The following is a 14,546-nucleotide window of genomic DNA, read 5'->3' as shown; positions in this document are numbered from 1 at the left end:
AATCGTAATTTATGCCATTACATATTTTCTAACATATGTTCCACAATGCGATGTGAACGCTGGGAAGATTCAACCGTAAATTCAGCAAAGTTAACATGCGCCGAACCATCCGCTTTATCAGACATCCCACGCAGGACAACAAATGGTACACGATTCATGTAACAGACCTGAGCGACTGCTGCCCCTTCCATCTCGGCACATGCACCGTCCATTTCGGTATATAACATGTTAACCGTATCTTTATTCGCAATAAATTGGTCTCCAGATAACACTTTACCGACCAGGTAATTGGCTCCCTGAGCTTTACACGCTTCTTCAGCCAGTGTAATAAGCGAAGCCTCGGCAGGGAATGCAGATGTCTCCTGGTAAGGAATAACCCCGCGTGCGAACCCCAGTGGCGTTACATCCATGTCGTGCTGAACACATACAGACGATATAACCATATCTCCAATGTTCAACTCCGGGTTAACTGCACCCGCAACACCTGTAAAGATAATGCGATTAACTTGAAAACGATCAATCAAGATCTGCGTTGTAACCGCTGCATTTACTTTACCTACGCCGGATTTGCACACGACAATTTGCTTGCCCAGCCACTCGCCTGCAACGTATGTAATGCCGGTTTGTTTAACCGTCTCAAGCTGCTTCATACCTGCCAGCAAAAGCTCGACTTCCTCATCCATCGCTCCGATAATCCCAATCGTTTCACGCATCTTCCGAATACCTCCTGTTTTCACTTTTAACCTCATTCAGCACAAAAGCTCCGTCTCCGGAGCTTTCGCATATCCACTATGTAGAGAGAATGACTTCTCCCTTACTGTATATAATCCCGATTAAACTACATCTGCGTGACTTACAGACAGACGAAGAATCGTTTCATGCGGCAAAATAACCCGTGGGTTCTCCACATTTTCTTTCTTCATCAACTTGGTCAGCAAACGCATCGCTACTGCGCCAAGGTCGTACATTGGCTGAGCCACTGTTGTCAACTGAGGACGCACCATGGAAGCCATACGGATGTTATCCACACTAATAATGGAGAAGTCATCCGGTACTTTCAGACCGTCATCCTGAATGCTGTGAATGGCACCAATGGCCATTTCATCTGTAGCAGCAAAGATAGCTGATGGTTTTTTCTTGAGTCCAAGGAAATATTTCATTGCTTCCACACCGGATTCATATCGATAGTTACCGATTCGAACAAGATCCTCCTGGTATTCAATCCCCGCTGCTTCCAGTGCTTTTTTGTATCCTTGGAAACGGGCATATCCATTCGCCGGATCTTGCAGTGTACCACTGATCATCGCAATTTCCTTGTGTCCATGACGAATCAGGGTGTTTACCGCGTCAAACGCAGCCGCCTCATGGTCAATATCCACTGAAGGGAATGTGCCCTTCTCATCACTTGTTGCACAAAGTACGATCGGCACAGCCGCAGACTGGAACGCCTGAATGTGTTCGTCCGTTACTGTCCCACCCATGAAGAGCAGTCCGTCTACTTGCTTTTCGAGCAACGTGTTAATAACACGAATTTCTTTTTCTTTCTTCTTGTCTGCATTACACAAAATAATATTGTAGTGATACATATTCGCAATATCTTCAATTCCGCGGGCAATCTCCGCGAAGGTTGAGTTCGAAATATCTGGAATAACGACCCCGACCGTGGTTGTCTTCTTACTTGCCAGACCTCTGGCTACCGCATTCGGACGATATCCCAACCGCTCGATGGCTTCATATACTTTTTTCCGCGTTTGCGGTTTGACATTAGGGTTATTATTAACTACCCGTGATACCGTTGCCATAGACACTCCAGCTTCACGTGCCACATCATAAATGGTTACCGTCACAGTACTTCTCTCCATTACCAGTAAATTTTCATACCATTTTCATTAAGATTTATATTACGACAAATTTTTGCATTAATCAATTAAAATAGGCTTTAGGACTCACTCAAAACATTCGTAAGTGTGGTTCTAGTAATATCTGAATGGGAAGTATGCCATACAGGAATTCCCTTTTTAATCAGGATCGCCTGTGGAGATTCGTGCTTAACACCTAGCTTGTCTGCTGCTTCATTGGATACCGGGCGATCTTCCACAACATAGATGATGCCATATTTCACTTGTTCATTAGCATTGTTAAGCAAATAATCGTTCATCTCCTGATAAGCGTTCGAGCTGATCGGACAGCGCGTGCTATGCTTAAACAGAAGCAAGGGTTGATCCTTGGTAGCCTCCACTGCGGAGTTTAGCTGTTCAATACTTGTCATTTTAGTCATGTCAGCCATTAGATATACATCCCCCTTTACCAGGAATACCGCTATGTTGAGCGTTTTCACTCTTCGATATCTTAACAAAAAGTGAGCGAAAAAGCCAATTTTCATGAAAACAAGCATTTTACACGTCAAAATTAGACAGCATTTGAGAAGTACTCCTGCCACACAAATCCGGATAATTGACTTAATCTACGCTCCGTGGTCTCAATCCACGCTGCATCACCAGACTTCGTTGCGTAACCCATAATGTCCAGTAACAGATTGATACGCTCCTCCACTGCTTGCTGCATACGATGTTCCATCTCCCGATCGGTCGCATCCGGCCAGGCCAGCAGTAGCTCATGAAACAGGTCCGCCAGTTCATTACGTTCACCAAAAGATACGTCTTGCTTCACGGGCTGTTCACCCAATGTGTTTATACATTCTGTTAAGTCCGGCTTGACCGGCGGAAGCACTTCATATGATACACAGTCAGTACACGCAAATACGGGTACGTTTCGAATCTCCACTTTTTTGGCGTACACCACTGTTCTTAATTCCAACTCCATTACATGTCCACATCTGCACGACTTGCGCACCACCATCACCTCATTCGTTCTATACTCTATATAAGTACCATTCGACCTATTTCGGCTCAAATCCTGCTATAAACGAAAGGTTGCACAAATTACCACTCCCTCCAGATGAAGGTTGTCGAATGCAGGCAGTTACTGACTTGTAATCGCTTCCTCCAAACTGAATATGCACTTCCATGAAGTCCCTTGGAGAATCTGTTACAATTAAAGACGCAACAGACCTAATCAACGCAAATAGGAGAGATGGACATGAGATTAACCGGTAAAAAAGTCATCGCTCTGGTCGATGAAGAATTCGAGGATTTGGAATTGTGGTACCCTGTGCATCGGGTTCGTGAAGAAGGTGCAGAAGTGCATCTTGCCGGAGAGAAAAAAGGAAAAACCTATATTGGCAAATATGGTGTGCCTGCTGAAGCCGAATACAGTTTCGATGAACTCGACAGTTCAGATTACGATGGCATTCTCGTGCCAGGCGGCTGGGCGCCGGACAAGTTGCGTCGTTATCCCAAAGTACTGGAGCTTGTAAAGGAAATGAATGCAGACCGGAAACCGATTGGACAGATCTGTCATGCGGGCTGGGTGCTAATTTCTGCCAAAATTCTGGACGGGGTTACAGTAACCTCTACACCAGGCATTCGGGATGACATGGAAAATGCAGGTGCCATCTGGAAAGATGAAGCCGTTGTTGTTGATGGACATATCATCTCAGCACGTCGTCCGCCCGACCTTCCACCTTATGGCAAGGCATTCTGTGATGCACTCGCTAACAAATAAAAACAACCCCATTGTGCTCTCATGCACAGTGGGGTTATTTATATAACAAGTTTCCCAATAAATAATTATCACAAATGTAAATATATTAACTTAAAGGTATTTATATCCAGTTTCCCTAATTACGATGCGTTCGAACCACTTTGTTCATCTGGACTTCCCGTGGAGTCATTAAAGACTTGTAGTCGCTCCTCAATATCTCCGCTGGTCCGTAAGGCGAAGCACTTTCGCGCTTCTTCTTTGGCGGTCGATGCTGTTGTGTTCAGCACTCTGTGCTTCACACGTAACAAGGATTGTGGAGACATACTCAAGTGGCGAATGCCAAGCTCCAACCAAAGCGGAATGGCACGTTCGTCCCCTGCCATCTCTCCGCACACACTGACATCAATTCCAGCCGTATGAGCCGCATCTGCTGTCGCACGAAGCATCCGCAGAACAGCCGGATGATAGGGGTGATACATATGAGCAATCTGCTCATTCATTCGATCTACTGCCAGTACATATTGAACCAGGTCGTTCGTACCAATACTGAAGAAATCAGCTTCCTCTGCGAGCAGATCAGCAATCATCACCGCTGCAGGAACTTCGATCATAATTCCCACCTGAATGTGAGGGTCGTATGATAATCCCCGCTCGTCCAGATCGGACATCGCCTCACGAAGAATCTCATTGGCCTGTTGAAGTTCTTCCACCGAAGAGATCATAGGGTACATAATTTTGACATTTCCGGCCGCGCTGGCACGCAGAATGGCTGTAAGCTGTGTTTTGAACAGATCCTTGCGGTCGAGACTAATCCGAATGGCACGGTAACCCAGAAACGGATTGTCTTCCTCCGGCAATTCAAAGTAATCGAGTTGCTTGTCACCACCGATATCCAGTGTACGAATAACAACGGATTGTCCTGCTGTTTTCTCTGCCACAAGACGGTACACCTCATACTGTTCTTGCTCACCCGGGAACGTAGCACGGTCCATATACAAAAACTCTGTTCGGAACAAGCCCACACCTTTGGCTCCTTGTTTCAAAGCAAGGTCCAATTCCTTCACCGAACTGATATTGGAAGCCAAGTGCAAAACGGCCCCATCTTTGGTTACGGCATCCACGGTAGCAAGGACTTGAAGTTGTTCCTTTTTCTTCAGTTGTTTGCTGCGAAGCATGGTATACCGTTCAATTGTCTTGCGATCCGGGTCTGTAAATACCAAGCCATTGTCACCATCCACCACAAGCATATCCCCTGTCTCTACCGGCATGCCAAGACTCGCTTCCAGACCGGAAACGAGAGGAATGCCAAGGGCACGAGCCATAATCGCGGAATGTGATGTTTTCCCACCAATCAAGGTCACAATGCCTAATACATGGGTGGGATTCAGATGCGCCAGTTGAGATGGCGACAGTTCTTTGGCAACGAGTACATACGGCTGGGTATCCGAAGGAAGTGTAATCTCCGGTGCACCGAGCAAATGCTTGAGCAGACGGTTACCCACATCCTTGATATCAATGGCCCGCTCTTTCATATACTCGTCTTCCAGCAAGTCAAACATCGTGACAAAGTGGTCAATGGCTTCTTTGACCGCCACTTCTGCTGCCTTATATTGACGCTCAATAATACCGCGAATTTCGTTCATGAATACCGGATCTTCGAGGATTGCCAGATGTGCATCAAAGATACTGGACTCCTCTGGACCAACAACTTCCTTGAACTCATTTTTGATATATTCGATCTCATCCTTTGATGTCCGTATGCCCTCATACAGCCGTTCGAACTCTTGGGCGAGATCCACCGAATCCATCTTCTGATCCGGCAGATCCCATTCCCAACTGGGCAGGACAAATGCTTTGCCGATGGCTATGCCTGCAGCTCCGTTGATGCCTTGTATCTTCATTCTACCCCTCCAACGTTCCTGTCATAGAGCACCACGGACATAACGGATGCCTGACCTTTCTTAACTTGCTTAAATGGAGCAAAACTCCATGATTTTACACGATCTGGATTCGTAATTACCATTGGTGTTGTTAGTGACGCCGCTTGCTCGCGGAGTACTGCCAGATCAAACTTGATCAACAACTGCCCCGGCTCCACCGTATCGCCCTCCTGAACAAAAGCTTCAAAATGGCCTTTCAACTGAGAGGTATCGATGCCGATATGCAGTAACACTTCAAGCCCCTCACGGGTAGATATACCCAAGGCATGCATGGTCGGGTACAAGTGCATAATCGTTCCGTATACGGGTGAGACCAACTCTCCCTTTTCCGGAACAAAGGCTACACCATCACCGACAAGCTTGGCTGCAAAGATCTGATCCGGCACCTCTTCAATCGGGAGCATTTTACCCTGAACGGGGGCACAGAACAGAACCTGTTGCAGATCTCTTTCCAGCAGCTTCGCGATTTCTTCCCGAATCAATTCCGAGTAAGTCCCGAATACCACCTGTACATTACCGCCACCCAGCTTAATCAGTCCAGCGGACCCCATACTCTTCATGGCACCCGTGTCAATCAGGCGGTCATCATGCACAGTCAGACGAAGACGTGTAATACATGCTTCAACCTGTACAATGTTACTCTTCCCGCCCAATGCTTCGAGGATTAAAGGTGCCTGATAAGGAATGTTACCTACCCAATCTTCCAGCATGGAGCCCTCTTCACGTCCTGGTGTTGGGATCTTGAACGTACGAATCGCCCATCGGAACAGAAAGTAGTAAACCAGCCCATATAGTATGCCAATCGGAATGAGCTTCCAAGCATTCTCCGATAGATGGAAATTGAGTATGTAATCAATAATACCTGCAGAGTAAGAAAATCCATGCCGGATATCAAGCCAGTAACTAATCCACATGGCAACGCCGGACATCACTGCATGCACGATGAACAGATATGGTGCTGCGAACAAAAAAGCAAACTCAATCTGTTCCGATACCCCGGTTAGAAAACAAACGAGTGCCGATGTCAGAAAAGTTTTCTTGATTTTTGGTTTCAGATCTTCCCTGGCTTCCTGAATAATAGCAAAGGCTATTGCCGGAATGGCAAACATCATGATGGGAAACAAACCCGCCATAAAGAATCCTGCTGTTGGATCACCTGCAAAAAATCGGGGCAAATCCCCTTGCACAATGTTACCATCAGGCGTTTCAAACGTCCCTAACTGGAACCAAAACACATTGTTAAGCAGGTGATGAAGCCCAAAAGCAACCAGCACCCTGTATAACACTCCGTAGATGAATAGTCCAAAACCCCCGAGACTGTATTCCCAGGTAGCAATGCCGTTCAATCCATGCTGTAGGATCGGAGCGAGCCATAACATAAAACAGGAGAACAATGCCGAACAGAGTCCGACAATGAGCAAAACAAACCTTGAACCTCCAAAAAATTGTAAAATTTCAGGCAGTTTAATGCTTTTAAACCGATTATGCATCCCACCGGCAAGCGCGCCGAGTATGATTCCGATTAAGGAAGCGGGCTGAACGGTGCCATCCCCGAAGTTCCGAGTCACCTGATCATATATCACGATACCAGCCAGAGCAGCAAGTCCCGCTTGCCCGGCCTGGTTGGAGAGTCCCAGTGCTACACCGACAGCGAACAGATACGGTAAGAAATAAAAAATACCGTGTCCGGCCACGGTAGACACTTCACCGACAATATCCAATCCCCAGGCGTCCCAAGGCAGACTGCCAACACTGAGCAAAATTGCGGCGGCGGGCAGGACCATTGTAGGCAGCATTACCGCTCGTCCGAGCTGCTGCAAGGATCCGAGCCAATTCATGGCGACCTCTCCTTTCTATCCTAGATGGTAAGCTTTACGCAACGTTTTGTCAAAGCAAAACAGTAACCAATTGGTAATTAATACGGCAAAAATAGAACAGAAAAAATCCCGTCAACTTCAAGTTAACGGGATTCATCCTATAATCATTCAATTGGGACAGATCAGGAGATCATCCGATCACAGGTGAACGAGCCTCTCAGCCGCGTCCAGCGCCGCGCAGAACGATGGAATCCTCTACCTTGATACAACGATTCGTTACCGCTGTCATGCCGTTCTCTGCAGCAATCTGGACCGCTTCATCACTATGGATGCCAAGCTGCAGCCACAGCACATTTGCTTTGATGGCAGCGGCGTCACGAGCGACATCCGCGCAAAACTCTTCGCGACGAAACACATTGACAATGTCTACCGGCTCTGGAATATCCGCGAGTGTGGCATAGACCGTCTCGCCAAGGATTTCACCTTGCACCTGTGGATTAACCGGGATGATGCGATAACCTCTGCTCTGCATGGCTTCTGCCACCATATAGGAAGTGCGATCTGATTTGTCTGATAAGCCGACGACTGCGATGTTGCCTGCATTGCGCAAAAGTTGTCCAATTTCTTCACGAGTAGGGTTGTTAAATTCCATGTTCAAGCACCATCCTTTTCTGATTAAAGTGCGTGTTCAAAAAATAGGTTTTCGTTTATTTACTCTTTTACCCATTGAACCGAGGCGCCAAGCGCCTGCAAATGATCGAAATATTGCGGATAAGACTTGGCTACATGGTGTGCATCCCGAATACGAAGCGGTTCCTTGGAACGCAGACCAACGACAGTGAGCGCCATAATTACGCGATGATCGTAGTGAGCGTTAATCTCAACGCCGCCTTCAACGCCTTCTGGACGTCCATGTACGATAATCTCAGCTTGACGCTCTTCAACGTTCGCTCCTGCCTTCCGCAGTTCGTTCAAATAATCGGTGATTCGGTCACATTCCTTGTAACGCAGGTTCTCTACATTATAGAACCGTGACGTGCCTTCCGCAAACACAGCTGCGGCTACCATAGCCAAAACGGCGTCCGTCGCGGCATCCCCGTCGAATTCGATCGCTTTCAGTCTGCCATTACCTTGAACATGTACAACATCGTTCTCATGTGTCAATGGCACTTCCATCATGCGCAGCACGTCAACGATGGCACGTTCACCCTGTTTGCTCTGCTCCATCAGGCGCAGAATTTTCACATCAGACTGTGTAACCGCTGCTGCGGCAAGAACCGCTGCTGAGCCGGGATAATCCCCTTGAACTGTGTAGGTCGTTGGTTGGTAAGCCTGTCCACCTGGTACACGGAAGGACATATAATCATCACTTGCATGGATAACGATACCTGCCTGCTCCAGCACTTCCAGGGTCTGTCCGATAACGACCTTGGACTTCAGGTCATTCAGTACTTCAATGGTGCTGTCTTCTGCAAGCAACGGAGTTACAAACAACAACGCACTCAGATATTGGGAGCTGACGGAGCCGGATACACGAATGTGTCCACCCTTGGCATTGCCACCCTTGATTGTAATCGGCAGGCGTCCTTGTTCATGCTGTACATCTACACCCAATTGACCAAGCGCATCGATCAGGTCATCATGGGGGCGTTTGCCCAGCGAATCCGGGTACGTATTCACAAATGTAACGTCAGGGCAGAGCGCTGTAACACCCATCAGGAAACGAAGTACAGCACCCGCATTCCCTACATTCAATTCACGCACATCACGGGGATGACTGCCAAAACCCTGGATCACAATCTTGCTGTCGTCTTCTTCAAGTACTGCCCCCAGATAGCGAATACATCTGCGCATGGCGTCACTGTCTTCACTGTGTGCCGGGAAATGAATAGTACTTGTGCCTTCTGCCAGCGCAGCAGCCAGCAAATAGCGAGTCGTGTAGTTTTTGGAGGACAGAGCCCCGATTTCCCCGTTCAGAGTGGGGGTTGGTTTAACAATAACGTCCATGGATGAAATTCTCCTTCATTGATTATATTGTGGCCAAATTGACATTCCGTGCATCGCTTGGGTATCATTATAGCGTTAAGTCCATACAGAAAAGAGGACCTGAATATGACACAAATAGCTGAAATTGAAACGTCTGAGCTGCGCCGCCGTTTACAGGCTGGAGAGAAGCTGCAGATGATAGACGTCCGCGAGGACGATGAAGTCGCGCAAGGCATGATCGAAGGAGCCAAGCATATTCCGCTTGGGCAGATTCCGGATCGACTGTCTGAGATTGAGAAATCAGGCGAGATCGTGATCATCTGTCGTAGCGGTTACCGCAGTGAGCGTGCATGTGAATATCTGCAGCAACTGGGATATGAAGGCTGTACAAACATGGTCGGCGGTATGCTTCAGTGGCAACAGGAAGACTAGAGAAACCCGGAGCGAAGCGAAGTCATTTGTAACCTTGTGACTTCTGCTCTGTTCCACTCCTAGAAACGGGCCAATATGGCCCGTTTTGTTATATCTGCCACCACCTATCAACTATTAAACTTCCATGATAACAAGCTTAGACGCGGTAATGCGCTAAAATTAAACGAGTCACTTCAGCAGCGGATAACTCCGTTGTATCCACCGTATAATGTGCGAACCGATATGCGTCTTTCCGTTCTTCCATAATCGTCTTGATGCGTTCCTCTGCATTGCCTGCAAGAAGCGGACGATTGTCACAGCCGCTAACACGTTCTACAATCACTGCCGGGTCAGCAGTCAGGGCAACAACCCAACCATTCTTCGACATTACGTCACAATTATCCGAACGCAGCACCACGCCACCTCCGGTCGCTATGACCTGTGACTTTTTCTCCAGCACCGAGCATAACATGCGGCTCTCGGCATCACGGAAATACGTCTCTCCCTTGCCAGTGAACAGTTCCGGAATCGTACAGCCTTCCTCTTTTTCCACCGCGGTGTCCACATCAATCAATCGATAACCAAGCTCGCGTGCAAGCATGTCAGCGACGGTTGATTTGCCGGTTCCCATCATACCAATGAGAATAATATTGTTAGACTTGCTCAAGGTGTACACTCCTTTAATTAAAGCAATTCGTGAGCACTTTTGTCCTATCATAACACAGCCCTGCGGACTGGGAAAGACCATCTCCTCACTGACTTCCTTTCGACCATCCGCAAGTACTTCCAAGACAGATTAAGTAACTCCCAGCATCTAAGCCTACGTCAGATCAACCTCAAGCAGTTTTGAGCCCCAAACGTCTCAATCAGTAATCATCCAACAACCTAACGAACTCCAATGAGTTTATTTACAGTAAAAAAAGAGGTCCAGCGTTAACCGGCAATCACCGGAACGCCAAACCTCTTTTGAGCCCCTTAGCAGGCCATAGCTCCTGATTAAAGGCGCTTTGGCCAAATCTAATAGACTTGTATATGTGGTACTACTCCATCCAGTTGTGGTGGAAGCTGCCTTCTTTGTCCACACGTTTGAACGTGTGAGCACCGAAGTAGTCACGTTGAGCTTGCAGCAAGTTTGCTGGCAGACGCTCTGTACGGTAGCTGTCGTAGTAAGAAAGAGCGCTGGAGAAGCCAGGTACTGGAACACCTTGTTTTACAGCAGCCGCTACAACATCACGCCATGCGCCTTGATAAGACTCAACGATGTTTTGGAAGTAAGGATCCAAGAGCAGGTTTTTCAGTGCTGCGTCTTTATCATAAGCTTCTTTGATGTTTTGCAGGAACTGCGAACGGATGATGCAACCACCGCGGAAGATCATGGCAATGTTGCCGTATTTCAGATCCCAGCCATACTCATCGGAAGCTGCACGCATTTGTGCAAATCCTTGTGCGTAGGATACGATTTTACTTGCAAAGAGGGCTTTACGCACGCTCTCGATGAACGCTTTTTTGTCGCCGGAGAACGCTTCAGTCGCTGGTCCATTCAGGATTTTGCTAGCTGCTACACGCTCGTCCTTCATGGCAGACAGGAAACGGGAGAATACGGATTCTGTAATCATGGACAATGGAACGCCGAGATCCAGCGCACTTTGGCTTGTCCATTTACCTGTTCCTTTTTGTCCAGCCGCGTCCAGAATAACGTCAACCATTGGTTTGCCGGTTTCCGGATCGTATTTAGAGAAGATATCTGCCGTGATTTCGATCAGGTAGCTATCCAGCTCTCCTTGATTCCATTCCGTAAAGATCGCATGCAGCTCTTCAACGGAAACGTTCAATACGGATTTGAGCAAATGGTACGCTTCACCAATCAACTGCATATCTCCGTACTCGATACCGTTATGCACCATTTTCACATAGTGTCCGGCACCGTCTGGTCCAATATATGTACAACATGGATCGTCACCGACTTTGGCCGAGATTGCCGTCAGGATCGGTTCAACCAGTTTATAAGCACTTTCCTGTCCACCTGGCATGATGGAAGGGCCTTTCAGTGCGCCTTCTTCACCACCGGATACACCTGTACCGATGAAACGAATGCCTTTGTCTTCCAACTCTTTGCTGCGACGTTGCGTGTCAGGGAAGTATGCGTTCCCTCCATCAATGATGATGTCGCCCTCATCCAGGTGAGGAAGCAGTTGTTCAATGGTAGCGTCGGTCGCTTTACCAGCTTGTACCATGATCAAAATTTTGCGCGGGGATTCCAGGGATGCTACGAACTCTTCAATGGAGAATGAGCCTGTCAGGTTTTTACCTTCAGCTTCTTTCAGAAGATCATTGGTTTTCTCCGGGGAACGGTTAAATACCGATACTGAGAAACCTTTGCTTTCAATGTTAAGGGCCAAATTTTTGCCCATGACAGCCAGGCCAATTACGCCAATTTGTTGTTTTGTCATCTGGTCCTCCATCCTTTGCTCCAATTAATTTTATTGAAATAAATTCTCAACAATACTCCCATTTTAACGGTTTTATGTATAGAAGTGAACCCCGTGGCACAGCTACGCAACGAGAAAACACCCCAATCTGCTGAGGTGTTCATCGTATTTTCATAAATACGGCCTTATCTTGTCATCCTTCCAACATTAACAGATGTCCAGACAACTGTTTTAAGACTTGACGGCAAGCATTTGCTTTTTCGATATTATCCATCTGCATGGCCGTGTAGAGGCGCTCCAGTTCATCGTCTACTTCCATGCGCAACAACATGAGCCTTTCCTCGCCTTCACGCGAGAGGAACATTTCTTCCATCTCTTCCGCCGTCGGCGCAGGTTCCTTTTGAAAAATGACACGCTGTTTGAACCCAGACACTTCCACGAGCCGAATGACTTCACCGAATAAAATGTTCTCCACGGTCATCTGTTGATCCTTAAATCGCTTCACAACCGCATGCCCGCGTGTATCCCCAATCAGCTTCTCCAGCCACTCTGCAAGTTTTGCATCCTTAATGATATAATCTCCAGTCATCTTGTAGTTCCCCGTGCGTGTCTGTTGAAAGCGGAGCTTTACCAGCTTGCGGCCGGTCCGGACTGACAGGATAAAAAAGGATTCGTCCTCGCTCCAATATAGTGAATATCCCTCACGAATAAGGTCTCTGATCAAATTTTGGATATGCCGACGGTTGAACCGCAGCTCCAGATTGCAATATTCAACTTCATAACTCTTATTCACGGCACTCCCTCCATCTGTACCGGATCAACTCCGGCCCTCGTCTTCAATCGCTTCTACTCAATCGGCTTACCCTATTTTATACTTCATTTTATGTAAGGGTACTTGGTTATTTGACTATTTTTCACCGAAAGGACCGCCGGATTGCAGCTTTCCGCAGACGCACAGGGGCAAGCCCCCGATTATCGTGATATATTGGACGCGAAAAAGGGAGCCCCACAACCAAGACGGTTGGTGGAACTCCCTTTTCTTTTGCTTATTTGGCCGGAGCGGTGCGAAACGGATTGCGGGATAACACAAAGTGCACAACGGCAAGTCCTGCCATGACGATGGCACTGCCGATGAATGGAGCCGGATGGCTCACGTGGTCCCACAGCAGTCCAGAAACAATAGGTCCTACAACCATGCCTGATCCCTGCAATGTAAGGAAGAATCCCCAGATCGCTCCCCGCTCTCCTTTGGGAATCAGCGTGGCTACAAAAGCATTCCAGGCGGGCAAAATCATGGCATAACTGATGCCCACCAGCATCACAACACCAAACACCACCGGAATGGATGTTATGGAGGAGAATGCAAACAGACTTGCCGCCGCCATCAAAAAACCAACGTTCAGGAACGGCTTGGTGCCAAACCTGTCTACCATTTTACCAACAGGCAGTAAGGCAATAACGGTTATTCCACCACCCGCAATCAGCAATAAACTATAAAGGTTCGGCGAGATGTGCAGATCTGTGCGTGTATATAGCGTGATTACTGGACTGAGCAGCCCGATGACAAACGACTGCATAAACAGGGCAGGATACACCAGTGGATTAACATTAAGTGTGCTGCGTACCCGTTGCAGTGTGTCCTTCACACTCTTTTGCAGCCGGATGAACGGCGTGAGCAGATTTGGTTTGGCTGGATATTTCACATCACTATTCTTCGCTACTTGCTCGGCATGCTCTCCTTCAACAATGACACGTCCAGGAAGAATCATGGCCACCAGAATAACGAGAATGGCACAACCCATCAGCACGAGGAATATGGTGCGATAATCATGATGCGTGCGCTCCAGTAGCCAGTTCATGCCTATAGGTCCAAGCCCAGTTCCGCCGAGAGCAGCCATCTCCAGCGCCCCCATTGCTGTACCATTCTTGTTCTGTGGGCCTGACATCGCCGTCACGCCTGTCATGGCGCAAGGCCAGAGTGGTGACGTACCAATGCCAAGAATCAGACAGGCCATGGCCAGTCCAACGGCACTTTTGAGAAAAAGGATCATAATAACAGCGATTAAGGTACAGATTAATGCTGTAACCATCGTTGTGCGGAACCCGATCCGTTCTGCTGCCCAGCCGGAAGGCGCCCGGAACAGATTATCTCCCAAATATTGAAGAGCAAATGCCACACCAATAACGCCTGCGGACAGACCCAGAATATTGTCCATATACACGGGCAAAACAGCTACCAACAGAGCCCCTTTGATAATTTCAACTAGAAAAAGTGTCAGCCACATCGCGATAAAAAATGGTGATCGCAAAATTTTGGCTGGTTTTGTATCGGTTTGCATTCTTTTTCCCCTTTCGGCGTT

14 protein-coding genes are annotated in these 14,546 nt (G+C 47.7%); 2 read left to right on the top strand and 12 right to left on the bottom strand.

Annotation, left to right across the window (positions count from 1 at the left end; genetic code table 11):
* Positions 1 to 17: 17 nt before the first annotated feature.
* The 4 genes from MHI01_RS28855 to MHI01_RS28840 all read right to left on the bottom strand — a co-directional run bounded on the left by MHI01_RS28855 (position 18) and on the right by MHI01_RS28840 (position 2,823).
* Complete coding sequence (locus tag MHI01_RS28855; RefSeq protein ID WP_253501826.1) at positions 18 to 713, bottom strand: 5'-methylthioadenosine/adenosylhomocysteine nucleosidase; 696 nt, start codon at positions 711 to 713, stop codon at positions 18 to 20.
* Positions 714 to 833: 120 nt separating this feature from the next.
* Positions 834 to 1,847: a catabolite control protein A gene (gene ccpA / locus MHI01_RS28850; protein WP_036614690.1), complete on the bottom strand. Its 1,014-nt coding sequence runs from the start codon at positions 1,845 to 1,847 to the stop codon at positions 834 to 836.
* 92 nt (positions 1,848 to 1,939) lie between these two features.
* On the bottom strand, positions 1,940 to 2,287 hold the full coding sequence (gene ytxJ, locus MHI01_RS28845) for a bacillithiol system redox-active protein YtxJ (RefSeq protein WP_036674876.1): 348 nt from the start codon (positions 2,285 to 2,287) through the stop codon (positions 1,940 to 1,942).
* Between the two features lie 122 nt (positions 2,288 to 2,409).
* Positions 2,410 to 2,823, bottom strand: a complete 414-nt coding sequence (locus tag MHI01_RS28840; RefSeq protein ID WP_100527100.1) for a hypothetical protein — start codon at positions 2,821 to 2,823, stop codon at positions 2,410 to 2,412.
* A gap of 276 nt (positions 2,824 to 3,099) precedes the next feature.
* Between MHI01_RS28840 and MHI01_RS28835 the strand changes: the two genes are divergently transcribed.
* Positions 3,100 to 3,624 carry a type 1 glutamine amidotransferase domain-containing protein gene (locus MHI01_RS28835; protein WP_036614696.1) on the top strand — a complete coding sequence of 175 codons (525 nt, stop codon included), beginning with the start codon at positions 3,100 to 3,102 and terminating at the stop codon, positions 3,622 to 3,624.
* 119 nt (positions 3,625 to 3,743) lie between these two features.
* On the opposite strand, the gene ptsP is transcribed toward MHI01_RS28835, so the two are convergent.
* The 4 genes from ptsP to aroA form a co-directional block, all read right to left on the bottom strand.
* Entirely contained in the window at positions 3,744 to 5,504 is a 1,761-nt protein-coding gene (gene ptsP, locus MHI01_RS28830) for a phosphoenolpyruvate--protein phosphotransferase (protein ID WP_036674873.1), read from the bottom strand.
* A complete protein-coding gene (locus MHI01_RS28825; RefSeq protein WP_036674872.1) occupies positions 5,501 to 7,381 on the bottom strand; it encodes a glucose PTS transporter subunit IIA in 1,881 nt (626 codons plus the stop codon). Before MHI01_RS28825 ends, ptsP begins: the two co-directional genes overlap by 4 nt.
* 196 nt (positions 7,382 to 7,577) lie before the next feature.
* Positions 7,578 to 8,012: a CoA-binding protein gene (locus MHI01_RS28820; protein WP_127545397.1), complete on the bottom strand. Its 435-nt coding sequence runs from the start codon at positions 8,010 to 8,012 to the stop codon at positions 7,578 to 7,580.
* A 59-nt stretch (positions 8,013 to 8,071) separates the two neighbouring features.
* Entirely contained in the window at positions 8,072 to 9,367 is a 1,296-nt protein-coding gene (gene aroA / locus MHI01_RS28815) for a 3-phosphoshikimate 1-carboxyvinyltransferase (protein WP_340984665.1), read from the bottom strand.
* Positions 9,368 to 9,472: 105 nt separating this feature from the next.
* On the opposite strand from aroA, the gene MHI01_RS28810 reads away from it, so the two are divergent.
* A complete protein-coding gene (locus MHI01_RS28810; protein WP_017687407.1) occupies positions 9,473 to 9,778 on the top strand; it encodes a rhodanese-like domain-containing protein in 306 nt (101 codons plus the stop codon).
* Between the two features lie 136 nt (positions 9,779 to 9,914).
* Here MHI01_RS28810 and MHI01_RS28805 read toward each other — a convergent pair whose 3' ends face one another.
* The 4 genes from MHI01_RS28805 to MHI01_RS28790 all read right to left on the bottom strand — a co-directional run bounded on the left by MHI01_RS28805 (position 9,915) and on the right by MHI01_RS28790 (position 14,525).
* Positions 9,915 to 10,424: a shikimate kinase gene (locus MHI01_RS28805; protein WP_255319713.1), complete on the bottom strand. Its 510-nt coding sequence runs from the start codon at positions 10,422 to 10,424 to the stop codon at positions 9,915 to 9,917.
* A 373-nt stretch (positions 10,425 to 10,797) separates the two neighbouring features.
* On the bottom strand, positions 10,798 to 12,207 hold the full coding sequence (gene gndA, locus MHI01_RS28800; protein WP_282320797.1) for an NADP-dependent phosphogluconate dehydrogenase: 1,410 nt from the start codon (positions 12,205 to 12,207) through the stop codon (positions 10,798 to 10,800).
* 172 nt (positions 12,208 to 12,379) lie between these two features.
* The gene (locus tag MHI01_RS28795; RefSeq protein WP_036614719.1) at positions 12,380 to 12,979 is read right to left on the bottom strand and encodes a hypothetical protein; all 600 of its coding nucleotides are present in this window, start codon (positions 12,977 to 12,979) and stop codon (positions 12,380 to 12,382) included.
* A gap of 253 nt (positions 12,980 to 13,232) precedes the next feature.
* Entirely contained in the window at positions 13,233 to 14,525 is a 1,293-nt protein-coding gene (locus MHI01_RS28790; RefSeq protein WP_127550832.1) for an MFS transporter, read from the bottom strand.
* Positions 14,526 to 14,546 lie beyond the last annotated feature (21 nt).

The sequence above is a fragment of the Paenibacillus sp. FSL M7-0656 genome (genome assembly GCF_038003225.1).
Lineage (GTDB): Bacteria > Bacillota > Bacilli > Paenibacillales > Paenibacillaceae > Paenibacillus > Paenibacillus amylolyticus.
This window is presented reverse-complemented; position numbering and strand designations above follow the sequence as displayed.